Origin of the sequence: Alteromonas lipotrueiana (assembly GCF_019249245.1) — a bacterium.
Taxonomy (GTDB): domain Bacteria; phylum Pseudomonadota; class Gammaproteobacteria; order Enterobacterales; family Alteromonadaceae; genus Alteromonas; species Alteromonas lipotrueiana.
In genome coordinates this window covers 129110-152845 of record NZ_JAESDK010000002.1, presented here as the reverse complement: position 1 = coordinate 152845, position 23736 = coordinate 129110, and the positions used below count along the sequence as shown (strand labels likewise).

At 46.6% G+C, this 23736-nt stretch carries 23 protein-coding genes; 13 read left to right on the top strand and 10 right to left on the bottom strand.

Annotated elements, in window-relative coordinates:
- Nucleotides 1-41: 41 nt before the first annotated feature.
- Together cysE and trmJ are read right to left on the bottom strand one after the other, a co-directional pair.
- Complete coding sequence (gene cysE, locus JK130_RS02360) at nucleotides 42-866, bottom strand: serine O-acetyltransferase (protein WP_218352610.1); 825 nt, start codon at nucleotides 864-866, stop codon at nucleotides 42-44.
- A gap of 6 nt (nucleotides 867-872) precedes the next feature.
- Complete coding sequence (gene trmJ, locus JK130_RS02355) at nucleotides 873-1592, bottom strand: tRNA (cytosine(32)/uridine(32)-2'-O)-methyltransferase TrmJ (RefSeq protein WP_218352609.1); 720 nt, start codon at nucleotides 1590-1592, stop codon at nucleotides 873-875.
- A gap of 201 nt (nucleotides 1593-1793) precedes the next feature.
- Here trmJ and suhB point away from each other — a divergent pair, with 201 nt between their 5' ends.
- Entirely contained in the window at nucleotides 1794-2570 is a 777-nt protein-coding gene (suhB, locus tag JK130_RS02350) for an inositol-1-monophosphatase (protein ID WP_218352608.1), read from the top strand.
- 113 nt (nucleotides 2571-2683) lie between these two features.
- On the opposite strand, the gene JK130_RS02345 is transcribed toward suhB, so the two are convergent.
- From JK130_RS02345 to JK130_RS02315, 7 genes are all read right to left on the bottom strand, one after another.
- Complete coding sequence (locus JK130_RS02345) at nucleotides 2684-3589, bottom strand: aspartyl protease family protein (protein WP_218352607.1); 906 nt, start codon at nucleotides 3587-3589, stop codon at nucleotides 2684-2686.
- A 110-nt stretch (nucleotides 3590-3699) separates the two neighbouring features.
- On the bottom strand, nucleotides 3700-4641 hold the full coding sequence (secF, locus tag JK130_RS02340) for a protein translocase subunit SecF (RefSeq protein ID WP_218352606.1): 942 nt from the start codon (nucleotides 4639-4641) through the stop codon (nucleotides 3700-3702).
- A gap of 11 nt (nucleotides 4642-4652) precedes the next feature.
- Nucleotides 4653-6497: a protein translocase subunit SecD gene (secD, locus tag JK130_RS02335; protein ID WP_218352605.1), complete on the bottom strand. Its 1845-nt coding sequence runs from the start codon at nucleotides 6495-6497 to the stop codon at nucleotides 4653-4655.
- Between the two features lie 60 nt (nucleotides 6498-6557).
- Entirely contained in the window at nucleotides 6558-6893 is a 336-nt protein-coding gene (gene yajC, locus JK130_RS02330) for a preprotein translocase subunit YajC (protein ID WP_218352604.1), read from the bottom strand.
- Nucleotides 6894-6918: 25 nt separating this feature from the next.
- A complete protein-coding gene (gene tgt, locus JK130_RS02325; protein WP_218352603.1) occupies nucleotides 6919-8031 on the bottom strand; it encodes a tRNA guanosine(34) transglycosylase Tgt in 1113 nt (370 codons plus the stop codon).
- A gap of 112 nt (nucleotides 8032-8143) precedes the next feature.
- On the bottom strand, nucleotides 8144-9181 hold the full coding sequence (gene queA / locus JK130_RS02320) for a tRNA preQ1(34) S-adenosylmethionine ribosyltransferase-isomerase QueA (protein ID WP_218352602.1): 1038 nt from the start codon (nucleotides 9179-9181) through the stop codon (nucleotides 8144-8146).
- Nucleotides 9182-9484: 303 nt separating this feature from the next.
- Nucleotides 9485-9697, bottom strand: coding sequence for a DUF6471 domain-containing protein (locus JK130_RS02315; protein WP_220099449.1), 213 nt, complete (start codon nucleotides 9695-9697; stop codon nucleotides 9485-9487).
- Between the two features lie 234 nt (nucleotides 9698-9931).
- Here JK130_RS02315 and JK130_RS02310 point away from each other — a divergent pair, with 234 nt between their 5' ends.
- The 9 genes from JK130_RS02310 to JK130_RS16585 all read left to right on the top strand — a co-directional run bounded on the left by JK130_RS02310 (nucleotide 9932) and on the right by JK130_RS16585 (nucleotide 16595).
- Nucleotides 9932-10321 carry a DUF2170 family protein gene (locus JK130_RS02310; protein WP_218352600.1) on the top strand — a complete coding sequence of 130 codons (390 nt, stop codon included), beginning with the start codon at nucleotides 9932-9934 and terminating at the stop codon, nucleotides 10319-10321.
- Between the two features lie 24 nt (nucleotides 10322-10345).
- On the top strand, nucleotides 10346-11026 hold the full coding sequence (locus tag JK130_RS02305) for a PspA/IM30 family protein (protein WP_218352599.1): 681 nt from the start codon (nucleotides 10346-10348) through the stop codon (nucleotides 11024-11026).
- 238 nt (nucleotides 11027-11264) lie between these two features.
- Entirely contained in the window at nucleotides 11265-12287 is a 1023-nt protein-coding gene (locus JK130_RS02300) for a potassium channel family protein (protein WP_218352721.1), read from the top strand.
- Nucleotides 12288-12308: 21 nt separating this feature from the next.
- Nucleotides 12309-12956, top strand: a complete 648-nt coding sequence (locus tag JK130_RS02295) for a YjfK family protein (RefSeq protein ID WP_218352598.1) — start codon at nucleotides 12309-12311, stop codon at nucleotides 12954-12956.
- An 11-nt stretch (nucleotides 12957-12967) separates the two neighbouring features.
- Nucleotides 12968-13384, top strand: a complete 417-nt coding sequence (locus JK130_RS02290; protein WP_218352597.1) for a DUF350 domain-containing protein — start codon at nucleotides 12968-12970, stop codon at nucleotides 13382-13384.
- A 14-nt stretch (nucleotides 13385-13398) separates the two neighbouring features.
- Nucleotides 13399-14013, top strand: coding sequence for a DUF1190 family protein (locus JK130_RS02285; RefSeq protein ID WP_218352596.1), 615 nt, complete (start codon nucleotides 13399-13401; stop codon nucleotides 14011-14013).
- Entirely contained in the window at nucleotides 14014-15177 is a 1164-nt protein-coding gene (locus JK130_RS02280) for a glutathionylspermidine synthase family protein (RefSeq protein ID WP_218352595.1), read from the top strand.
- Nucleotides 15174-15734, top strand: a complete 561-nt coding sequence (locus JK130_RS02275; RefSeq protein ID WP_218352594.1) for a rhomboid family intramembrane serine protease — start codon at nucleotides 15174-15176, stop codon at nucleotides 15732-15734. The genes JK130_RS02280 and JK130_RS02275 overlap by 4 nt, the downstream gene beginning before the upstream one ends.
- Nucleotides 15735-15890: 156 nt before the next feature.
- A complete protein-coding gene (locus JK130_RS16585) occupies nucleotides 15891-16595 on the top strand; it encodes a VC0807 family protein (protein ID WP_246587669.1) in 705 nt (234 codons plus the stop codon).
- An 88-nt stretch (nucleotides 16596-16683) separates the two neighbouring features.
- On the opposite strand, the gene JK130_RS02260 is transcribed toward JK130_RS16585, so the two are convergent.
- Nucleotides 16684-18126 carry an alkaline phosphatase gene (locus JK130_RS02260; RefSeq protein ID WP_218352591.1) on the bottom strand — a complete coding sequence of 481 codons (1443 nt, stop codon included), beginning with the start codon at nucleotides 18124-18126 and terminating at the stop codon, nucleotides 16684-16686.
- Between the two features lie 428 nt (nucleotides 18127-18554).
- Between JK130_RS02260 and JK130_RS02255 the strand changes: the two genes are divergently transcribed.
- From JK130_RS02255 to JK130_RS02245, 3 genes are all read left to right on the top strand, one after another.
- Nucleotides 18555-20150 (top strand): isocitrate lyase, encoded by a 1596-nt coding sequence (locus JK130_RS02255; protein WP_218352590.1) that lies wholly within the window; start codon nucleotides 18555-18557, stop codon nucleotides 20148-20150.
- Between the two features lie 225 nt (nucleotides 20151-20375).
- A complete protein-coding gene (locus JK130_RS02250) occupies nucleotides 20376-21335 on the top strand; it encodes a LysR family transcriptional regulator (protein WP_218352589.1) in 960 nt (319 codons plus the stop codon).
- Nucleotides 21336-21444: 109 nt separating this feature from the next.
- A complete protein-coding gene (locus tag JK130_RS02245) occupies nucleotides 21445-23640 on the top strand; it encodes a malate synthase G (RefSeq protein ID WP_218352588.1) in 2196 nt (731 codons plus the stop codon).
- The last annotated feature ends 96 nt before the right edge of the window (nucleotides 23641-23736 follow it).

Below are 23736 nucleotides of genomic sequence, written 5' to 3'. Positions count from 1 at the left end.
AGCAACTCTTTGTTAGGCTTAAGCGTATTGGTTTACAGACTTTAAATCTTAGGGTCAAATTCATCCAGGGTCTCTTCACCCTGATTTACAGTAGGGTCAATGCCCGTGTCGGCAAAGTCTTCTTTGCTCAGCGAATGAATTTTATCGGTGCATACATCGCCACCCATCGCCCGAATCACGGAACACATCTCTTCAACCTTGCTGTCCATCTGGTGCATATGTTCCAGCATAATGCCCATTGCATTGGCCACCGGATCGGGATTATCAGGCGCTATGGCGTAGGCGTCAAAACCGTATTTTTGGGCAATACAATTGCGTTTATCGGTTTTTTGCTCTGCTTCTTGCCGATTGGTCTGACTGAGTACAATGCGTCCTGGAATGCCAACCACCGTAGAGCCGGCCGGAGCACTTTTAACCACCACTGAATTTGAGCCTACTTTAGCGCCTTCGCCTATAGTGATTGGACCCAACACTTTAGCGCCGGCACCGACCACTACGTTGTTTTCAAGGGTGGGATGGCGCTTACCCGCTTGCCACGATGTCCCCCCTAACGTAACACCATGATACAAGGTGACATCATCGCCAATTTCTGCGGTTTCGCCAATGACCACCCCCATGCCGTGATCGATAAAAAATCGACGGCCCAATTTGGCTCCAGGATGTATCTCGATGCCCGTTAGCCAGCGACTAAACGTAGACACACTGCGGGCCAGCCACTTAAAATCAGAACGCCATAGCCGGTGAGCAACACGATGCATCCAGATAGCATGCAATCCTGGATAGTTTGTTAATACTTCAAAGGTATTTCTGGCAGCGGGGTCTCGGTGAAACACGCCACGGATATCGTCTTTTATTCTTGTGAACATGAATACTTAGTCTTTTTTAACCGCTTTATCGATAGAAGAAAGGATGCCACGCAAAATATTCAGTTCCTGAGATTCAGGTCGGGCGCGATTAAATAGCCGCCGAAGTTTGGTCATGACTAACCCGGGATGATTTTTAACCACAAAGCCGGTGCCCATCAGGCTTGATTCCAGATGTTGATAGAACCGTTCTAAATCATCGCTTAACGGATACTCATTTGGCTCTTCGTTAATGGTGTCTTTACTTAACCAGGCCATACGTACTTCATAGCTAAGGGTCTGTACCGCCATAGCAAGATTCAATGAACTGTATTCAGGGTTTGCCGGAATACACACATGATAATGACACTGCTGCAGCTCTTCGTTGGTTAAGCCATTATTTTCGCGTCCAAACACTAACGCTACCGGGTACTTGGGGACTTCAGCAATCATCTTTTCACCACACTGGCGAGGGTCAAGCATAGGCCATGAGTGTGTGCGCGAACGAGCAGAGGTGCCTACTACCAGGCCACACCCTGCCACCGCTTCTTCTAGCGTAGCCACGGTGGTGGCATTGCCAAGAACATCGCCCGCCCCGGCTGCCATCGCACTTGATTTACCATCAGGTGGCTGTATCGGGTCGACCAAATAAAGGTCGCTCAACCCCATTGTTTTCATAGCCCGGGCCGCGGAGCCAATATTGCCCGTATGTGAAGTATTGACGAGCACAACCCTGATATTTTCCAGCATGGTTTCGTTTTGTATATATGGTTTGTTATAAAGTTTACCACAGGTGTGGATTGACCTGCTATTGCGAGACAGCATCAAATTTTACCCTGCAACATGCTCTCTTGCATTGCATAATGAATGAACTGTAGGTACACTTCGCGCGTTTTTTATCGGCTGCTGAACAAGCGGCCGACATTCGATCTTTTACAATTGGTGGTGACTATGCATCCTATGCTGAATATTGCGGTACGCGCTGCGCGTGCGGCAGGTACAATTATTGTCCGTGGTTTTGAAAACCGTGATGACTTGCAACTGCAAGAAAAAGGCAATAACGACTATGTAACTCATATCGACAAGGAAGCAGAAAAAGCAATAATTTACAAAATTCGTCAGTCTTACCCTACTCATAGCTTTTTGGGTGAAGAAAGCGGCGAAACCGAAGGCGAAGACCCTGATTTTCAGTGGATTATTGACCCGTTAGATGGCACCACCAATTTTATCAAAGGCATTCCTCATTTTGCCGTTTCTATTGCGCTGCTTTATAAAGGCCGTCTTGATCAGGCGGTTGTCTTTGATCCTATTCGTAGTGAAATCTTCACCGCCAGCCGGGGCAAAGGTGCGCAGTTAAATGGTTACCGCTTGCGGGTAACTAAGCCACGTGATCTGGCCAACACGGTGTTAGCCACAGGTTTGCCGTACAAAAATAAGCAGCAATATGGCGAGTTCGCCCTAAGCCTCAACAAAATTTTCCATGAGTGTGGCGATGTTCGCCGTGCTGGTAGTGCTGCTTTGGATATGGCTTATGTAGCTGCGGGCCGTCACGACGGGTACTGGGAACGCGGCATTAAATGTTGGGATATTGCAGCCGGTGAATTATTGGTTCGTGAATCGGGCGGTCTGGTGACAGATTTTGCCGGTAACAACGACCCGCTGTATAAAGGTGAAGTGGTTGCCGGTAGCCCTAAAGTAGTTCAGGGCCTGGTAAAACACCTTAAGTAAAGCGTGTAAGAAAACAATGTAAGCACAGTATTCATCAAAAGATACTGTGCTTAGTACCACAACATAGTCATTATAAATCAGATGATATGTTGTTTCATTGCCCGCGCTAAAACTTAGCCTTTGTCTTCGGGAAGCCCAACATGCATATGACCGCGGCCATAATCCATGGTCAATATAAAGTGCTTAAGTACATCGTAGCCAATTAACCCCACCACCCGCTTTCCTTTAACCCTTGACCCGGTTACCGTAAACTGGTTTTTCAGATTGATTCCACTGCCTTGAGCATTAAATGACACCAGCACGTTTTCTAACGTATAGGGGCCAAAAACCACCTCTTTAATACGCAGCGATTCAATACGAGACTCGCGAGTAGCCCCTGCCGCGCCACTGACTTCGTTTTTCGCGTCTACAAAATCAAAGCTTTCGGCTAAGGTGCGCTCTATAATTATGCCGCCAGAATTACCCGTATCTAATACCAACCATACTTTTCGCCCGTTAAGGGCAACTTCAACCAAAGGCATCCCCGTACCGCGTTGGTCAACCATCGGAATATTTTTAAAGTCAGCCAAATCCATCGAATCCCGGGTTATAAGACGCAGCTGATTGTTAGGATAATCAATTTGCATAATATTGCCGTAAAACAGTGGTGCGCCTAGCAATAATCCGCGAGAGTGATGCCCCAGCGACATTTCGATTACGCCGTCAAGCTCCATCGTACTGCCGAAAATCCCTACCGGGACATTAGACAGTTTATCGCGGCGTGCTTCACCGAAAACACCCTGAATGCGCACTTTGCCTACCCGCGAAAATTCCAGCTCGTTTTTTGCCACAAAGGCCTGGTTAATGGCATGAATTTGCGAGCCACTGTCTAAAATGGCGTAGGTAGGTTGATTGGCAATGGTGACAGGAAAGGCGATATGTCCATTTTCCAGCTGAAAATCTAACCAGGGAGTCACCCCTGCATTTACCGCTGTAGACAAAGTAAGTAAGGCCGAGCACAAGATTTTGCGAAATGTCATAACCAATCCTTAGTTTAAATTCCATCTAAAGATTATCATATCTTCGCAAAATAAAAAGCCGCCTGTAGAAAAGGCGGCTTACATGATTGTTTTAAGCTAAAAAGTATCGGCTATGGATGCGGGTCCATGTCCGCACCTTCTTTTTCAACCTGAGGAGGCATCAAATCTTCTTTACTTATACCCAGTGCCAATGCAACCGAGCTGGCGATATAAATAGACGAATAAGTACCAATAATAACCCCAAATAACAGTGCCGTAGCAAACCCGTGAATTAACGCACCGCCTTTATAAAACAGCGCAATCAATACAATAATCGTGGTCAGTGAGGTGACCAGGGTCCGGTTTAATGTTTGTGTCAACGAGATGTTCACAATGTCAACCGGCTCGCCTTTACGGATTTTTCTGAAGTTTTCCCGAATACGGTCACACACCACTATGGTGTCGTTAAGTGAGTAACCTATAACCGCCAGCACGGCGGCCAATACCGTTAAATCAAACTCAATTTGTAAAATTGAGAATAGGCCCAGCGTTAATAGCACATCGTGGGCCAATGCTGTGACCGACCCTAACGCAAAGCGCCATTCAAACCGCATTGCCACGTACAGTAAAATACACAGTAACGCCACCAGCATGGCCAAACCGCCCTGCTCGGTAAGCTCTTCACCCACGTTCGGGCCAACAAACTCAATACGACGCATTTCAACGACAGTATCGCCGGTACGCAAAGCCTGCAGTACCTGGTCGCCTATTTGCGCTGACTTCACTCCTTCGCGCGGGGCGATACGAATCAGTACCGCCTCACTTGAGCCAAAATTCTGCACTACGGCATCGTCAAATTCGGAAGCATTTAATTGCTTACGAATATTCGACAAATTAGCAGGCTCTTCGTAACCGACCTCAATTAATGTGCCGCCGGTAAAATCCAGTCCCCAGTTCAGACCATTAATGGCAAGTGAACCAATAGTCCCTGCTAATAACACCACTGACATAATAGTGGTAACCATACGCAGGCGCATGAAATTGACGGTGCCGGATAGATTGATAATACGCATTCGCTTTCTCCTTAAATCGCCAATTTCTTCACTTTACGTCCGCCCCACGCCGCATTAACGATGATGCGGGTTAGCATAATGGCCGTAAACATAGAAGTCGCAATACCAATCATCAGTGTGATTGAAAAGCCTTTAATTGGACCGGTACCTACTGCAAACAAAATCAGGCCGGCAATAAAGGTAGTGATGTTGGCATCTAATATGGTTGAAAACGCACTGTCGTAACCATGATGGATGGCTTGTTGTGGGCTACGCCCGTCTCTGAGCTCTTCACGAATACGCTCAAAAATAAGAACATTGGCGTCCACCGCCATACCCACGGTCAATACAATACCCGCCATGCCCGGCAAGGTTAATGTCGCTCCGGGTATCATAGACATAATCCCGACAATCATCACCAGGTTAGACACCAAGGCTACATTGGCCACAATACCAAATGCCTTGTAGTAAATAAGCATGAAGACCAGTACCGCTAATAAACCGTAAACGATGGCCTGCATACCCAGATCGATATTTTCCTGACCCAGACTTGGCCCAACGGTGCGTTCTTCCACAATTTGAATGGGCGCAATAAGCGCTCCGGCACGTAACAGCAGGGCTAAGTCGCGGGCTTCTTTAGGCGAGTCCAGACCAGTAATGCGAAAGCTGCTACCCAGTTGCGCCTGAATGGTGGCTACCGAGATAACTTCTTCGTGCTTTTCAAATATCAGCTTACCGTTTTCGTTTTTCTCGCCGGTGGTTTTGTATTCAATAAACACCGTGGCCATGGGGTTACCAATATTACCCCGGGTGCCACGCGACATTTTATTGCCGCCTTCTGAATCCAAAGAAATATTCACCTGCGGTATGCCGTATTCATCCACGCTGTTATTGGCATCAATGATATGGTTACCGGTCAGCATTATTTGCTTTTCAAGTAACTGCGGCTGACCATTTTTGTCTTCAATTAACTGTGAGCCCGGTGGCACCCGACCACTGACCGCATCACGCACATCGTTGTCGCGATCTAACAGTCTAAATTCCAGAGTAGCGGTCGCATTCAGAATTTCTTTGGCGCGGGCGGTATCTTGAACACCCGGTAGCTGCACCACTATACGTTCCGCACCTTGCTTTTGAATCAGCGGCTCGGCAACACCTAGCTGGTTAACCCGGTTACGCAAAATAGTAATATTTTGTTTTACCGCGTAATCACGAATCTCATTTAGTTTATCTTCAGAAAACGTAGCGCGCAGTACCATGTCACCGGCTTCGGTGAACTGAAGATCGCGATTGCGATTACGTAAGAAAAACTGGGCTTTTTCCAGGGTTTCTTCGCTACGAAATTTAATATCAACATGGTTGTCACGTTTTGTGACGGTGCGATATCGAATTTTTTCTTCACGCAGCGCGGTCCGAAAATCACTTTCGGCATCCTCTAACGATTTGGCAATCGCTTCGCTCATGTCCACTTCCATTAAGAAGTGCACACCACCACGTAAATCCAGGCCCAGCTTCATAGGCGAGGCGCCTAAATTTTCAAGCCATTCGGGGGTATCTGCCGCCAGGTTCATAGCCACAATGTAATCGTCGCCAAGTGCCTTTTCTAGCATTTCACGTGCTTTTAACTGATCTTCAGACCCGGTTAAGCGCACCAATATTTGTTCGTCTTCAAATTCAACCCGTTTAGGACTGATGTTATTTGCAGACAGGGTTTGCTCAACCTGCGATACCATTTGCTGGGTAACTACCGCGTCGCGGCCGGCCGAGATTTGAACGGCGTTGTCTTCACCGTAAAGATTGGGAAGGGCATACAATGCACACAGTCCGACAAACAGGACTGCAAGAATCACCTTCCAGACAGAGTTCTTGTTTAACACAGACAAATTCCTTTTTGCCGGACGCCGGAGACACTATGCCCGGCTCCGGCGTAGAACTTATTAGATTGCTTTCATTGTGCCTTTTGGCAAAACGGCGGTAACTGATGACTTCTGTACAACGATGGTGTTGGTCTCGTTTAAGGCAATTTCGATAAAATCTTTATCTTCAACCACCTTTACGATACGACCAACCAAACCGCCTTGTGTCAGCACTTCATCGTTTTTACTTAGTGATGAGACTAATGATTTGTGCTCTTTTACACGCTTAGCCTGTGGGCGATACAGCAAAAAGTAAAAAATCAGACCAAACACACCCAGCATGATTAGCATTTCGAAGCCGCCGCCTTCCTGGCCCCCGGCTGACTGTGCGTAAGCGTTTGAAATGAATAAGCTCATAATATTCCTCTATCTTTCGTTGTTGTTATAGCGCCGGAACCGGCATATTTTTTTGTGCGTAAAATTCGGTAACGAACTCATCTAATGAGCCTGCATCAAGGGCGTCGCGCAAACCCTGCATAACCAGCTGATAATAACGCAGGTTATGAATGGTATTCAGGCGGGCACCTAATATCTCATTGCATTTGTCCAGATGATGTAAATAAGACCGGGAGTAATTTTCACAAGTGTAGCAGTCACAATTTTCATCCAATGCCGCGGTGTCATTGCGATGCTTGGCATTACGAATTTTTACTACCCCATCGGTAACAAACAAATGACCGTTACGGGCATTTCGGGTGGGCATAACACAGTCGAACATGTCTACACCACGGCGTACAGCCTCAACAATGTCTTCTGGTTTACCCACGCCCATTAAATAGCGGGGTTTGTTATCCGGAATCTGATGCGCGGTATGCTCAATAATGCGAATCATGTCTTCTTTGGGTTCGCCTACCGACAAACCACCAATGGCGTAGCCATCAAAGCCAATCTCTTCAAGACCCGCCAGCGAGGTGTCGCGCAAGTCTTCGTACATACCGCCTTGAATAATACCAAACAACGCTGCCGGATTATCGCCATGGGCAGTTTTACTGCGCTCGGCCCAGCGTAATGACATTTCCATTGACAATCTGGCTTCTTGTTCTGTCGCCGGAAAGGGCGTGCACTCATCAAAAATCATCACAATGTCAGAGCCTAAATCGCGCTGAACATCCATTGATTTTTCAGGGGTCAGCAAAATTTTCTCACCATTGATGGGCGAACGAAAAGTCACGCCTTCTTCGGTTATTTTGCGTAAGTCGCCCAAACTAAACACCTGAAAACCGCCTGAGTCGGTCAGAATAGGTTTGTTCCAGTGCATAAAATCGTGCAGGTCGCCGTGCTGTTTAATAATGCTGGTACCAGGACGCAGCATTAAGTGAAACGTATTGCCCAGACAAATATGCGCGCCGCTGGCTTCCAGTTCTTCCGGGGTCATTCCCTTTACCGTACCGTAGGTGCCTACCGGCATAAATGCGGGGGTTTCAACCTCGCCACGGTCAAACTTCAACCGGCCGCGTCTGGCTTTGCCTTGTGTTTTTAACAACTCAAATTGCATGAACTTGTGGTCCCGATTTCAGGCGCTATGGCGCCGGGGTCTGAATAATTGGCGGCGATTATACCAGTTCTGTGCTACAGATCATGTGCCGATACCATGATTGGTCGTATTTTTACGCTTTTTCAATGAACATACTGTCGCCATAACTAAAAAAGCGGTATTCAGATTCAATTGCCTGCTGGTATGCATTCATCACGTTGTCACGCCCGGCAAAGGCGCTTATCAGCATCATCAGTGTAGACTCGGGTAGGTGAAAATTGGTGAACATGGCATCAATGACTTCAAAATTAAAACCCGGATAAATAAATATTTCGGTATCAGCAAAAAAGGGCGCGATAAGCGCATTGTCACCCGCGGCTTTCGCCGCCGACTCAATCGAGCGAACCGAGGTAGTACCTACCGCTATCACCCGTTTGCCCGCAGCCTTAGTACGTTCAATGGCTTCAACCACAGTAGCGTCAACTTCAGCGTATTCGGCGTGCATTTTGTGTTCAAGAATGTTGTCGACCCGCACTGGCTGAAAGGTGCCTGCCCCGACATGCAAGGTTACAAAACCTAGTTCTACGCCTTTATCGCGCAGGCTTTGCAACATGTCATCGTCAAAGTGTAAGCCTGCGGTGGGCGCCGCTACGGCCCCGGGTTTTTGGTTGTATACCGTCTGATAACGTTCTTTGTCACTGTTTTCGTCAGGCCGGTCGATATACGGCGGCAAAGGCATATGGCCATAGGCTTCTAACAGGTTTAGTACGCTTTCATCGTTGGTAAACTGTAAATGGAACAACGCATCACGACGGCCAAGCACCGTCGCCTGAATGTGATTCTCAAGCGTAAGATGAGTTCCTGGTTTCGGCGCTTTGCTGGCGCGCACATGAGCAAGAATGGTGTCGTCGGGCAAAATCCGCTCAACCAACACTTCAACCTGTCCGCCCGTGGCTTTATTGCCCTTAAGACGCGCCGGAATAACCCGGGTGTTGTTAAAAATTAATAAATCCCCCTCTTCGACAAGGGTCAACATATCGGCGAACATACGGTGGGTAACCGCACCGCTTTTACCTTCCAAATGCAGCAACCGACTGGCGCTGCGTCGCTGCGTGGGGTATTTCGCTATGAGTTTTTCGGGCAAAGAAAAATTAAAATCACTGAGTTTCATTAACGGTTCCAACATCTAACCTATTGATGGAAAAAGAAACGCCTGACTAGCAGGTATACCTACTAATACGTTCGTAGTTTACCTGATACGGCGAACCAATATACATTGCGGCCTAAACGGATAAAATAGCGTTCAAATAGATATGACGTTCTCCGACCGAATTCTATTTAGCCGAGCCCGGAACGCTGACCGGGCTCGTTTTTTATCCCCTGCCTCTTCATGTTTGCTCAGTCTTTTTACTGTTTTTATGATTACCTGAAACAAACATCTTCTGAGGGCCGACGCTTTTTGTCATCACCTAGTTTACCTTTCCTGGTCTTCAAGATCAGCGAGGATTTCCTGTAAATCTGACATAACCAGCGACCGCACATTTAAAACCATTAGTATTTGCAATAATAAATCTGCCCCCATAATACCTTTGTTGACCTTATTGCGCAGGTTGTCAGCACTTTGCTCTATGCCTGCCTGAGCCAACCTTTCGCTAAGTTGCTGGTATTTAACTCCGCGCACACTCATTTGCGCCTTTAACAAACGCTGAACCAGTAAACGCCAGTTTTTCTGAGTAGTCACATAATCACCATTTGTGAGTTATAATTTACAAAGACACATTTTTTTACACATTGGAACACTATTTATTATTGACCATCAGGGTGTACTTTGTCTACACTGATGGTGCGAATGTTGGCGGTCTGCACAAATCTGGGTAAAGTACGGTCACTTAATATCGCATCAACATTAAAGGAGAAACCTATGAGCTGGGATTTAATGCAGCTTGAAGCCCTGTTAAAAGAATACGACGATTATGTTGTAACTAAGGAAGAAGGCTGCCTGCTTATTGCTAATCAAGACGGCATTGATGCATGGCTGGCCATATCTGGCGAGCAGATATTGGTTGAAAGTCTGTTGTTTTCAGCCAATCAGGTAAACGACAAAGCCGCACTTGATCACGAAATACTTTCTACCCATATGGTTTTTCCGCTCACTACCGTGGGTATTTCCACCATTAATGGTGAAGAATATTACACCGCTTTTGGCGCATTAAGTGCCCAGTCAAAGGCTGAAAGCGTAGTGATAGAAGTAGAAACCCTGTTTCAAAATGTCGCATCTTTTTTAGATGCCTACGAAACACACCTTCACTAACGATTATTTTCACAGGAGCAGCTTATGTCTGTTTGGAAAAAGCTTATTACCGCAGTAAAAGGCGGTGCCACTGAAGCGGCTCAAAATGTTGCCGATAGTCAGGCGATACGTATCCTGGAGCAGGAAATCCGTGAAGCAAAAGAAGAATTAAGAAAGTCAGATCATGCACGTACGCAAATTCTGGCTAAGCGCAAACTGTCGCAACAAAAAATAGACAGCTTTAATGCGTCTATTGCCGAGTACGAAGCGCATGCCCGTAAAGCGGCAGACAACGACCGCGCCCTGGCGCTTGATTGTGCCCAAAAAGTGTCTGAGCTAAAAGAAGAGCGCGCACAGGAACAGTCTTATCTTGACCAGTTTCAGCAATCTGAAAAACAACTTGCGGGCAATATTCAGCAAGCCAAAGCAAACTTACGTCGCCTTGAACAACAGGTCGATATGGTAAAAGCCACCGAGAGTGTGCAAAAAGCCCAGGTTGCGGTGTCATCACGCCATATGGGCGCCAACAGTAAGATGAAAACCGCGACCGAATCCTTGTCGCGTATTCAGGACAAGCAAAAAATGCGCAGCGCCGAACTTGAAGCGGCCGAAGAGCTTGCCAGTGAAGAGTCGTCGTCTGACTTAGAAAAACGGTTAGCTGACGCCGGTATTAAAGGGGGGAAAACCTCTGCCGATGACGAGCTTAGCCGCATTCTGGGTAAGTAAGTTATCTTCCACTAATAAAGGCGCTGTGAAGCGCCTTTTTTTATAGATGGTTACAATAATTTGTGGTTCTGGGGATGACATTAGTGTGGTCTTAGGTAAAGTAACGTCATTCGATTTAAACTTCAGCGATTACCCGCTGCGCAAAAGGTAATCACTTTGCGCCCAAAGAGACAATAAGCATTTGAGAAAACAGGAAACTACGCAACCTATAGGCTCCTGGAGCTATATTCGCAAACTTATGGTGCAATACTTCAGCGAATCGCGCTGGTATACCATCATAGTCCTGACTCTGGTTTACGGGCTGACAAGCTTTGCGTTACTGATGGCTGCAGGCGAAACTGCGCTCACCAGTGAAGTAGAGTTTATCTACTGGCTGGCGGTTACTGCTTCAACGGTAGGTTATGGCGACCTATCGCCTGTCACCACAACCGGCAAAGTTATTGTGGCCCTGTATGTTATCCCCGTAGGCTTGAGCATCTTTGCTATGGTCATTGGCCGGGTAGCGGCCTGGGTAAGTGATCAGTGGCAAAAAGGACTGACAGGAATGAAAAACTTGCACGTAAAAAATCATATATTAGTGATTGGCTGGAATGAGCAAAAAACGTTATTGCTTTTAGATTTGCTATTGAAAGAACGTGAAGATCTGGCCGACAAGCCCGATATTGTTTTGTGTGTAAAAGCCGATATAACCAATCCCCTGCCCGGGCAAATTGAATTTGTCCATGTTGAATCATTCAACAAAGACCCAGATATGGATCGCGCCTGCATTGCCGATGCCGGGGTTATATTAATTGACAACCCGCAAGATGATGTCACTTTAACCACCGCTCTATACTGTACTAATCGAAATCCCAATGCACATCAGGTGGCCTATTTTACCGACGATTCGTTAGTTAGCCTGTTGCAAACCCATTGTCCTAATGTTGAGTGCACGCCCAGTGTGGCAGTAGAAATGCTGGCCAAATCGGTGTTTGATCCGGGTTCAAGTATGCTGCACCACGATTTACTGAGTGTGGATGCCGGCCAGGCTCAGTTTTCGGTCGCCCTGCCCGACAATTGCGCCAGCTTAACGGTGGGTGACGTATTCATTGGTTTAAAACAGCAGTACGATGCTATTTTTATTGGCTATGCCCCCGGCGGTATTTACCAGAAAATGGTGGTTAACCCCGATTTTAACGATACTTTATCGCCAAAAGATACGCTGTTTTATATTGCCGGTTCGCGTATTTACAACATCGACTGGGCCAAACTGGCGCAATAACTTTTATGACAGGAGCTTGCTATGTTCAGTAAACTGTTTGGTAAAGACAAAAACAACGACGCGCCTAAAGCACCTGAGATTATGGGACTTTATTTAGGCGGATCGTTTGAACTGGCTGATTTAAAGCTTAAACTGCTAGAGCCTGAACTTACGATAGAAAATTGTGCACGCTCCCAACTTATTCAGGCGGTAGGCCAGGCAAATCTGGACTCGGGGGGCACAATGCTGCGATTCTACACCGACGATGAGGCCTTTTTACAGGTCATCACCGACGGCGGACTGACCGAAAATCACATTACTGACGTAAAACTGTGGCATTTTTACGAAACCCAGACCGTTGGCGATGACAAACAGTGGCAACACTGCTTAGATACACTCATCTCTCAGCCTACCTACAACCTTAACGGGCACACGTATACCCGGGTCTGGGATGCGGTAGGAGAGACCTCGCCACCGGTGGCGGTCACCGAAACCACTTACGAAGAAGACGGCGACACCAGTACCACGGATCAATTTATGATGTTGTATGAACGCGCGCTGGACAACGATCGCTACGAATCACTGCTGGTGGTAGGCGAAGAAAAAATAATAGGGCAAAACAAAGACCGGTGTCTGGTGCTCAGCACAGGTTTTGATGTACAACCCACCGATTTAACCATTAACGGCTAGAGGAATTTAGTATGGACACAGTTATGGCATCACTGGCGGGGCTAGATAACTTCGCTCTGTATTTTGTGCTTTCAGTAATATTTTTATTTGTTTTTAAGTTTGTGTACGCCTTAGTTACGCCTCACGACGAATGGAAGCTGGTTAAAGAAGATAAAAATGTTGCTGCCGCTATAGGTTTTGGTGGGGCAATTGTTGGTTTTTCGCTGGCCTTGTCGGGCGCTGCGGCTAATTCATTGGGGGTTATCGATTTTGCTATTTGGGGCGTGGTTGCCATTATTGCGCAATCTTTGGCGTTCGCACTGCTTCGTTTTAGCTTTATGCCTCGCATTGCCGAGCGTATCGACAACAATGAAGTTTCTGCCGGTACTATGCTGGCGGCTATGTCGATTGCGGTAGGCCTACTCAATGCCGCCTGCATGACCTACTAGGCAGGAGGTAAGACATGACCACGATAAAACGTACCAGACAAATAAATTTACCGAGTATGCGTAAAGCCTTTGCGGTAAAGCCTCTGGCACTTGGGGTCGCCAGTGTATTTTTGAGCGCATGTGCTGATGATCGCCAGCCCGCCAAAGTGTACACCTCGGTAGATGATTGCAATCAAGACTACCCAGATGCACAACAGCAGTGTCAGGCGGCGTATCAGCAGGCGGTAGAAGAAGCCGCGCGCACCAGTCCTAAGTTTTCTTCTGAAAACGACTGTGAATACGAATTTGGCCCGAATCAGTGCCGCCAGGTTACAAACAACTCTGGCTCATTTTTCATGCCGTTTATGGCCGGTTATATGGTAAGCCAGCTGTTGTCACCGCGCAGTTACTATTCGCAGCCTTTGTTCACCTCATACTCGCCCTACTCGTCATTTCGTTCGCGCTGGGTGACTGCCGATGGTCATATATTTGATGGGGATATTCGCAAACGTAATTATCGGGTAAGTCCAAAGCGTTTTAAGCCTAAACCCACTGTTACCCGCACCATGAGCCGTGGCGGATTTGGCAGCTCGGTTCGGGCAAAATCGAGCTGGGGTGGCAGTTCTCGCTCTAGTGGCTGGGGCGGCTAGTTGCTGCGCCATCGTATTGCCGAGCGGCCTGACTGGAAGCACCAAGCCGCTGAATACGGCTTTCATTTTCATACCATGTACAACGAGCCCTACTGGGACGAGTCGCTGTATTATCAGTTTTCTTTAAATCAAATAGAAAACGATTTAGAAACCCCTACCGCTGAATTACATCAAATGTGTTTGGCGGTAGCAGAAGAAGTGGTTCACAGCGAAGCACTGTTAACCCGCTTTCAAATACCCTCACATTGCTGGGACTTAATCAAAACCTCCTGGCAGCAGCGCGACCCGTCGCTGTATTCGCGTCTTGATCTGGTTTACGATGGCAAGAGCCCGGCCAAATTACTCGAAAACAATGCTGACACGCCAACCTCGCTGTACGAAACCGGGTTTTGGCAATGGTTATGGTTAGAGCAGCAGGTTGAACGCGGTTTACTGTCTCGCGGGGCTGATCAATTTAATTCTTTGCAGGAAAAACTGGTGCATCGGTTTGCTGATATTGCCCGTTGGTACAATATTGACCAAATGCATTTTTCTTGTTGCCAGGATACCCAGGAAGACCGGGGGACAGTGCAGTATCTTCAGGATTGCGCTAATGCCGCCGGGCTAAGCGCCGACTTTGTTTTTATTGAAGATATAGGGCTGGCCGATACCCACGTGTTTACCGACCTGAACAATGCACCAATTACCGATTGTTTTAAGCTTTATCCATGGGAATTTATGCTACGCGAAGAATTTGCTGAAGCCCTGCCCCAGGCTGATGTTAACTGGCTGGAACCCATGTGGAAATCGGTGCTATCCAACAAAGCATTGTTACCGCAACTATGGAAAATGTTTCCAAACCACCCTAACCTGTTACCTGCATTTTTTGCTGACGACCCTAAAGCCTCGCTTACTGACAAGTGGGTTAAAAAGCCACTGTATTCCCGTGAAGGGGCGAATATTTCGTTACTTGAAAACAATCAGGAGCAAGCTTTGTCGGCCGGACCTTATGGCGAGGAAGGATTTATTTTACAAGCTTTTCATCCGCTTCCGCGTTTTTCGCGTAATTACACGCTTATAGGCAGCTGGTTGGTCGACAACCTCCCGGCTGGCATTTCTGTCAGAGAGGACACCTCGCTGATCACGCAGGATTTATCCCGGTTTGTACCGCATATTATTTTATGAATCAATTGCCTAAACTTAAACAACAGTTTCGTTTTCTTGCCATTATTGGTGCGCTTCTGATAGCCCTGGAACTCATTAATTTATTCACTATGCGCAGTTTGAGCTCGCTGGGAATTATGCCGCGCTTTATACCAGGCTGGTGGCATATTTTTACGGCCCCGTTTGTGCATGGCTCACCTACACATCTGGTAGCCAATTTAGTACCGCTTATGCTGTTTATGTGGTTAACGCTACAGTGGGGTAAGCGAACGTTTGGCTGGGTTACTGTTACTGTATTTTTGGTATCAGGCATTTGTGTGTGGATGTTTGGCCGCTCGGCTTACCACATTGGCGCCAGTGGCATAGTGTATGGCTACTTCGGGTTTTTATTATTAGCAGGTTTTATGACCCGGCGCATCCCGTACATTATAATTTCGGTATTAGTAGCCATAGTTTATGGGGGCTTAATTATCGGAATATTACCCAGCAATGGGTTTGTTTCTTACGAGTACCATTTTTTCGGATTTGTGGCCGGCTTGTTTTCAGCCTGGAAATGGGGTGCAACAAAGACGGTTTGAAACAGTAAACACTGTTTATTCATACGCTAAGCAAGAATTATTGTACGGTGGATGTGTGTCATGTCATGCACTGGTATAATAGCACTATAGACAGACTTCTGAGTCTTGTAGTTAGTTTTTCAATAACGCTTTTAATATAAGTTAAGTGATGTAGTCATGGCCTCGGAAGAGCAAACGAAACAAAAACAAAATCAGGGTTTTTTTGGCAATTTAGCCTTTAATATTATTATTCCTGTTGTGGTGATGAGCTATGGCAGTGCGCCTGAGTATTTAGGGCCAGCGTGGAGTATTGTTGCGGCGTTGGTGTTTCCTATTGGTTATGGTATCTGGGACCTGAAACAGTCAGGCAAAGTAAACGGCTTTTCTATTTTAGGTATTGTGAGCGTATTACTGACCGGTGGCATCAGCTTGCTTAAGCTTCCGGCTGAATACATAGCGATTAAAGAGGCAGCGATTCCGGCGCTTATCGGGTTAGCGGTACTTGCAACTCAGTACACCAAAAAGCCTTTGGTTCGTATGCTTATATTAAACGACAATATTATCAACTGGCCCGCATTGAACAATGCCCTGGATAAAAAGAATAAACAGCCAGAGTTTCGCCGCAAAGTTGCCAACAGTTCGTATATTGTGGCTACCTCGTTTTTTGTCTCATCAGTGCTTAATTATGTTTTAGCTAAAATGATTCTGGTCAGCGAGCCTGGTACCACCGCCTACACCGAAGAGCTTGGCCGAATGACCGCCTTAAGTTATCCGGTTATTGTGATACCCAGTACTATTTTGCTGGTGGCCGCGCTGTGGTATTTATTTAGTCAAATTTCTAAAATAACCGGCGAAGATTTGGATAACTTTTTAAACAATTAGTTAAGGCCCATTTTAACGCCAAATAAAAAGGCCAGTTACTTTACAGTGACTGGCCTTTTTGCTGATTTAATAAAGCGGTGATACGAACTTACAGGCAGCGCCAGTCTTCTTTGAAGTCGCAAGGCCGGTTTGCATTTTCGCTATCGGGTTGTGATACCGGCACAGGCTTTTCGCCCCGAGCTACGGCAGTCCCATCTACAAAATGCTTGAGCCGTTTGGCAATATCAGTGTTGTCTATCTGGCCCGCAAAAGCCTGGCTACCCGCACCAAACGCAAAAACTTCAACGTCAACACCTGTATGGCCCGAACCTGTCCAGCCGGTGTTGGTTTTCATATCTAAAAACTGTTTCAGGCCCGCTTCACGAGCGTTTTCATCTTCGTTGGTAATCACTTTTTCTAAAAATGTATGATCGTTTTCATCAAAAGCAAATCCTAGCTGTTGGCTAATAAACGCTAGCGGCTGGTCTATGGTGGGCAGATCACGGGCAATACTACGGGTAGAGGCTTTCATAGAGTGTAAAAACTCAGGAGACCATACATAATCGCCGTTTGCGCCTATTGTCAGACCACCGGTACTGTGATCGGCGGTGAGTACCACCAGCGTATCCGGGTTTTCGCTGACGTACTGTTTTAAAAACGTGATAGTGGCGGCTAAATCGGCCATTTCTGCCATTGCCGAACCTATATCGTTAGAATGACCAGCCCAGTCTACCTGACTGGCTTCTACTAATAAAAAATAACCCTGATCGTTTTCTAAATGCTTAATGGCATGCTGGGTCAGGTAGGATAACCGGGTAGCTCGGGTGTCATCTAATGCCGGCGGTAAACCTTTAGGGGCGAACAGACCTAACACATTCGAGCCTTTGGGCAATGTCGCCAGTTTGTTATAAGTATCTACGTACTCGTAACCAGCGTCGATAAACTCGCCCACCAAATTACGATCTTCACGTTCAAAATACTGCGTCCCCCCACCAAGCATAACGTCAGTAACTATTTTGCCGTTTAAACGCTCATCAAAGTAGCTGTCAGCAATAGCATTGTAGTTTTGTCTACTTTCGTTGTGAACAATATACGAGGCCGGTGTGGCATGGTTTATTTGAGACGTAACCGCGACCCCAGTACGCAAGCCCCGTATTTTTGCATGATGCAATACTGACTCAACGGGCAGTTTATTCACATCAACACCAATAGCGCCATTGTAAGACTTAACCCCGGTAGCCATAGCGGTAGCCGCCGCGGCAGAATCGGTGACATAGCCAGACACCGACGCGGGATACGTTGAGGCATTGCCAACTAAAATATTATCAAAAACAACCCGCTCTATTTGCGGCGTTGTCGGGTCATCAGCAAAATTACGATACGCGGTGGTATATGCCGGACCCATGCCATCAGCCACCACCATGATAATATTTTTAGGGGCTTGGGGCGCAATAGGTTGCGCATTTTTGGTTATTGGATTTGAGTCAGATTGGGCACAACCTTGTAAAGCCGCTATCCCAACCAGTGAAGCAATGGTGAGTTTTCGTAACATGAGTACATCCGTGAAAAATAATCTAAACCAGTGTAATGCACCCGGGTGTTCGGCACCAAATAAATTAGTTAAGTCGTGAAAAAACCACGCTTAAAATAGATAAGCAATAAACAACACCGTACACCTGCTTTAGCCTCAAGCCTTTCATTCAACAGGGTTGAATACCTTCGGTCATGTTTAGCTCTAAAATCAGGAAGCCATAACCTGGTTTCCCTATAAAAAGACAAATTAAAAAACGAAGCGTATGAGTAACTCCCCTGACCACAGTTGCCTTCAGCAGATATAATTCATGTTGTGAATGAAGAGTATATAAATTATAGATTTTTGTTATTTGGTGAGTAGCGCTACATTTAAATGGACCTTACGAACCCCGCTGCTGGATTTCACCCATACCATCAGCGACTACAATATAATTCAGGGAGCCAACTATGTCGCAATTTCAACAAGACATCGACGCAATCGCTACATTGAAATCTACTCATAAAGGCAGATGGGAAGGTATCAACCCTAACTTCGCGGCACGTATGAAAACACAAAACCGTTTTAAAACCGGTTTAGATATTGCCCGTTATACCGCCGGTATTATGCGTAAAGATATGGCCGACTACGACGCCGACTCGACACAATACACTCAGTCACTGGGCTGCTGGCATGGCTTTGTGGGTCAGCAAAAAATGCTGGCCGTTAAAAAACACCAGGGCACCACCAGCAAAAGCTATTTGTATTTGTCTGGCTGGATGGTAGCGGCATTGCGCTCAGAGTTTGGTCCTCTTCCTGACCAGTCTATGCACGAAAAAACATCGGTTGCGAGCTTAATCGAAGAATTGTATACCTTTTTACGCCAGGCCGACGCACAGGCTTTAGGCGCATTGTTTAAGCAGCTTGACGAAGCCGAAGCTCAAAATCTGGATACCTCAGAGATACAGCAGCAAATCGACAACTTTGAAACCCATGTCGTGCCTATTATTGCCGACATAGATGCCGGTTTTGGTAACGAAGAAGCCACATACCTGCTGGCTAAAAAAATGATTGAAGCCGGCGCCTGCTGTATTCAGATTGAAAATCAGGTATCAGATGCAAAACAGTGCGGTCATCAGGATGGCAAGGTTACCGTTCCACATGAAGATTTCTTAGCTAAAATTAATGCGGTTCGCTATGCCTTTTTAGAACTGGGCGTCGATGATGGCGTCATTGTTGCGCGTACCGATTCACTGGGTGCAGGTTTGACGCAAAAAATCCCGGTCTCGACACAGCCAGGCGATCTTGCCGCCAAATACAATGCCTTTCTTGACACCCAACAGGTAAACAGTATTGACGAGCTTAACGAAGGCGACCTTACCCTTAAGCAAAACAACCAATTGGTAAAACCTGTGCGGTTGCCTAATGGCTTATTTCGCTTCAAACCGAATACGGGTGTGGACAGAGTGGTACTTGACTGCATTACCTCGCTTCAAAATGGCGCAGACTTATTGTGGATAGAAACCGAGAAGCCTCATGTAGGTCAAATAGCCGAGATGGTAAACGCTATTCGCGAAGTGGTACCCAATGCCAAGCTGGTTTACAACAATTCACCGTCGTTTAACTGGACGCTGAATTTTCGTCAGCAGGTTTTTGATGCCTGGCAGCAAGAGGGTAAAGATGTTAGTGAGTACGAACGTGCCAAACTTATGTCAGCTGAGTATGACAATACCGGACTGGCTCAGGAAGCCGACCAGAAAATTCAGAGTTTTCAACAAGACGCTGCACGCGAAGCAGGAATTTTCCATCATTTGATAACGCTTCCTACTTACCATACCACAGCACTATCTACCGACAATTTAGCCAAAGGCTATTTTGGTGAAGAAGGTATGCTGGCCTATGTTAAAGGGGTACAACGTAAAGAGATTCGTGAAGGTCTGGCGTGTGTAAAACATCAGGTTATGGCGGGTTCAGATCTTGGTGACACCCACAAAGAGTATTTTTCAGGCGAAGGCGCACTTAAAGCATCGGGTGATGACAACACCATGAATCAGTTTGACGGCTAACGGATTTTGCTTTTAGCATAAGCAGCAAAGAGCCCCTTTCGGGGCTTTTTGCTTTGTATTATCTTCCGCTTACCCCACGCTTTTAGTAAAGCGTTTATGTGTGTTTTTAATTCAATTACTTTTAATCATTTAGTCACGATACAGCGCGATAAACACATCTGACACAAGGCCGGTTTGTATTTATACTGGCTGACTGGCTGATAACAAAAACAAGAAATCAGAATTATGAATATTGCAAAAGTCGATTTAAATTTACTGGTGTACTTAGATGTACTGCTACGCGAAGGCAGTGTGACCCGCGCGGCTAACCAGCTTAGTATTACGCAGCCAGCGATGAGTAACGGTCTTAAACGTTTGCGCGATTTATTTAAAGACCCGCTGCTGGTGCGCACCAGCGATGGCATGACCCCTACCAAACGCGCACTGGAATTACAGCCCGTCATTCGCGATGTACTTAGCCGCCTAGAAAGCTCTATTCAGCCCGAGACCGATTTTGACCCTGCCTCCAGTAACCGCACATTCAGAATTATGACCAGTGACTATGCAGAAAGCACGCTTCTTTTGGGGCTGCTGAGCAAACTGGCTGAACAGGCACCCAATATTACATTAGATTTGATCACGCCCAGCGATGTGACGTTTCATGACGTTGAGCAGGGCAAGGTAGACATGGCAATTAACCGGTTTGAAGAGCTTCCACTTTCGTTTCACCAAAAAGTGATTTGGTATGACACCTTCAGCTGTGTGCTGAGCGCCAGTCATCCCCTTGCCGATAACTGGGACTTGACCGGATACCTCGAGTCGCGTCATATCTGGGTAAGTAAAACCGGTTTTGGGGTGGGCGTGGGTATCGACCCAAATGAAGTACAAAAACTGGGGTGGGTCGACGCTGAGCTAACCAAATTAGGCAAACAACGTGATATCAGGGTATTTACCCGTCATTATCATGCCGCCCTGCAAATGGCGAAAACTCAGAATCTTATTGCAACGTTACCCACCAAAGCCGCACGCTTGTTTGCTGACGATGATCAGGTTGTTTTAAAAACACCGCCTTTTGATATTCCACCTATTGCACTAAAGATGGCCTGGAGCGCCCTGCTTCATCATGATGCCGGCCACATTTGGCTGCGTCGATTAATTAGCGAAGTCGCCGAACAAATGAATCAACAAGCACCATTCACAAAATAAATGACAAAAATACAAACCATAAATTAATATTAGGGCCGCATACCTTCTACACTGAGTATAAAACAGGTAAAGCCGCTAGCAGCGGTACACACAGATGTGGAGAACGTTGATGCAAAAGTCTATTGCCATAGGACACCTTAACATTGCGCCGGTATTGCATACCTTTATTAACGAACAGGTATTGCCCGACACCCGTGTATCACCTGATCACTTTTGGTCGGCCTTCGAAGCCTTACTTATTAAACTAACGCCTCAAAATAAAGCGTTATTAAAAACCCGCGACAACTTTCAAAAACAACTGGACGACTGGTATCAGCAGCAACCTGATATAAGTACAAAAGATACTAAAGCCTTTTTAACCGATATTGGCTATCTGGTTACTCCGCCCGATAATGTGCAAATTACGACTTCCCATGTTGATGATGAAATTGCCCGCAATGCTGGCCCTCAGCTTGTGGTGCCTATCAATAACGCCCGCTACGCGCTTAATGCAGTGAATGCCCGATGGGGTAGCCTGTACGATGCATTTTATGGTACTGACGTGATTGACACACGAGGCAGCCTGGCACCGGGAAAACAATACAACACTGAGCGTGGACAGGCAGTAATTGAAAAAGCCAAGCAATGGCTTGATGATATTATACCGCTTGAGCAGGGGTCGCACCTCAACGTAAACCGTTACCAGATAACTAACCACAATTTGCTGATAACACTTAGCGATGGCACTACCTCGACACTTAAAAATACGGCAGCCTTTAAAGGCTATCAGGGTGAGACTAAAAACCCGTCAGCGTTACTGTTTGAACATAACCGCCTGCATTTTGAGCTGCAAATCGACGGTAACGCGCCTATTGGTAAAACCGACACCGCCGGCATCAACGATATACTTATTGAGTCAGCGCTAACTACCATCATGGACTGTGAAGATTCGGTGGCCGCGGTAGACGCCCAGGATAAAACCCAGGTTTACAAAAACTGGCTGGGACTGATGCGCGGCGACCTACAGGTTGATGTCACTAAAAATGGTAAAACCCACACACGGTCAATGAACCCTGACCGGGTTTATAACAGCGCCAATAACGGTGAATCGCTCACCCTTAAAGGGCGTAGTCTGATGTTTATCAGAAATGTGGGGCATCTGATGCAAAACGACGCCATTTTACTAAACGACGAACCGGTGTTTGAAGGTCTGATGGATGCCATGATCACGGCATGTATTGCCTTGCATGATATTGATAGCCCCAAATCAGTGCATAACTCACAGTGCGGCAGCGTGTATATTGTAAAACCAAAAATGCATGGCCCTGAAGAAGTCGCGTTTACCCACACGTTATTTAGTCAGGTTGAACAAGCCCTTGGTTTACCGGTAAACACGTTAAAAATGGGAATTATGGATGAAGAGCGTCGCACCAGTTTAAATTTACAGGCCTGTATTGCACAGGCCAACAGCCGGGTAGTATTTATCAATACCGGCTTTTTAGACAGAACCGGCGACGAAATTCATTCCTCTATGCACGCGGGGGCTTTTGCGCCCAAAGCAGACCTAAAAAATCGGCCCTGGATAGCAGCTTACGAACAGGCGAATGTGGCTACCGGGTTACACTGCGGTTTGTCAGGTAAAGCACAGATTGGTAAAGGCATGTGGCCAATGCCCGATAAAATGCACGCGATGATGGATACAAAAATTGCCCATCTTGAAGCAGGTGCCAATACCGCGTGGGTGCCCTCACCTACCGCGGCCACCTTGCATGCTCTGCATTATCACCAGGTAGATGTAATGGCCCTGCATTCCAGGCTGCACCAACAACCGCAAGATTATTTGCCCGACATGCTGACCTTGCCACTACTTGACCAAGACAGTCATCCTGACACCCAGACATGTCAGCGCGAGCTCGACAACAACGTGCAGGGTATACTGGGTTATGTCGTGCGCTGGGTACATCAGGGTATTGGCTGCTCAAAAGTGCCAGATATTGATAATGTGGGTTTAATGGAAGACCGGGCAACGCTGCGTATTTCCTCACAACATATTGCCAACTGGTTATTACACAATGTGGTGAGTAAGCAGCAGGTAGAAGAAAGTCTTGAACGCATGGCTAAACTGGTCGACAACCAGAATCAGCACGACCCAAACTACATTCCCATGACCACCGAGAGCGGAGTTAAAATAGGGTTTAATACCGCCCGCGATTTAATCTTTGAAGGCACCCGTCAACCCAATGGTTACACCGAGCCGCTATTACATGAGCGTCGCAAGCAAATGAAGCAATACCTTCAGCAGCATTCTGATTCTGCACGTATATAATCCCGTTCGTACTTAAAAAGGCTGACCTCTTGCTCAGCCTTTTTTAGGTATTTTTGATAAAACCTATTTCTCACCTGATTTTTATTATATACCCCG

Bases quoted from the DNA above. Each gene is read 5' to 3' on its own strand.
- cysE (WP_218352610.1), bottom strand. From the start codon at position 866: ATGTTCACAAGAATAAAAGACGATATCCGTGGCGTGTTTCACCGAGAC.
- trmJ (WP_218352609.1), bottom strand. From the start codon at position 1,592: ATGCTGGAAAATATCAGGGTTGTGCTCGTCAATACTTCACATACGGGC.
- suhB (WP_218352608.1), top strand. From the start codon at position 1,794: ATGCATCCTATGCTGAATATTGCGGTACGCGCTGCGCGTGCGGCAGGT.
- JK130_RS02345 (WP_218352607.1), bottom strand. From the start codon at position 3,589: ATGACATTTCGCAAAATCTTGTGCTCGGCCTTACTTACTTTGTCTACA.
- secF (WP_218352606.1), bottom strand. From the start codon at position 4,641: ATGCGTATTATCAATCTATCCGGCACCGTCAATTTCATGCGCCTGCGT.
- yajC (WP_218352604.1), bottom strand. From the start codon at position 6,893: ATGAGCTTATTCATTTCAAACGCTTACGCACAGTCAGCCGGGGGCCAG.
- tgt (WP_218352603.1), bottom strand. From the start codon at position 8,031: ATGCAATTTGAGTTGTTAAAAACACAAGGCAAAGCCAGACGCGGCCGG.
- queA (WP_218352602.1), bottom strand. From the start codon at position 9,181: ATGAAACTCAGTGATTTTAATTTTTCTTTGCCCGAAAAACTCATAGCG.
- JK130_RS02315 (WP_220099449.1), bottom strand. From the start codon at position 9,697: ATGAGTGTGCGCGGAGTTAAATACCAGCAACTTAGCGAAAGGTTGGCT.
- JK130_RS02310 (WP_218352600.1), top strand. From the start codon at position 9,932: ATGAGCTGGGATTTAATGCAGCTTGAAGCCCTGTTAAAAGAATACGAC.
- JK130_RS02305 (WP_218352599.1), top strand. From the start codon at position 10,346: ATGTCTGTTTGGAAAAAGCTTATTACCGCAGTAAAAGGCGGTGCCACT.
- JK130_RS02300 (WP_218352721.1), top strand. From the start codon at position 11,265: ATGGTGCAATACTTCAGCGAATCGCGCTGGTATACCATCATAGTCCTG.
- JK130_RS02295 (WP_218352598.1), top strand. From the start codon at position 12,309: ATGTTCAGTAAACTGTTTGGTAAAGACAAAAACAACGACGCGCCTAAA.
- JK130_RS02290 (WP_218352597.1), top strand. From the start codon at position 12,968: ATGGACACAGTTATGGCATCACTGGCGGGGCTAGATAACTTCGCTCTG.
- JK130_RS02285 (WP_218352596.1), top strand. From the start codon at position 13,399: ATGACCACGATAAAACGTACCAGACAAATAAATTTACCGAGTATGCGT.
- JK130_RS02275 (WP_218352594.1), top strand. From the start codon at position 15,174: ATGAATCAATTGCCTAAACTTAAACAACAGTTTCGTTTTCTTGCCATT.
- JK130_RS16585 (WP_246587669.1), top strand. From the start codon at position 15,891: ATGGCCTCGGAAGAGCAAACGAAACAAAAACAAAATCAGGGTTTTTTT.
- JK130_RS02260 (WP_218352591.1), bottom strand. From the start codon at position 18,126: ATGTTACGAAAACTCACCATTGCTTCACTGGTTGGGATAGCGGCTTTA.
- JK130_RS02255 (WP_218352590.1), top strand. From the start codon at position 18,555: ATGTCGCAATTTCAACAAGACATCGACGCAATCGCTACATTGAAATCT.
- JK130_RS02250 (WP_218352589.1), top strand. From the start codon at position 20,376: ATGAATATTGCAAAAGTCGATTTAAATTTACTGGTGTACTTAGATGTA.
- JK130_RS02245 (WP_218352588.1), top strand. From the start codon at position 21,445: ATGCAAAAGTCTATTGCCATAGGACACCTTAACATTGCGCCGGTATTG.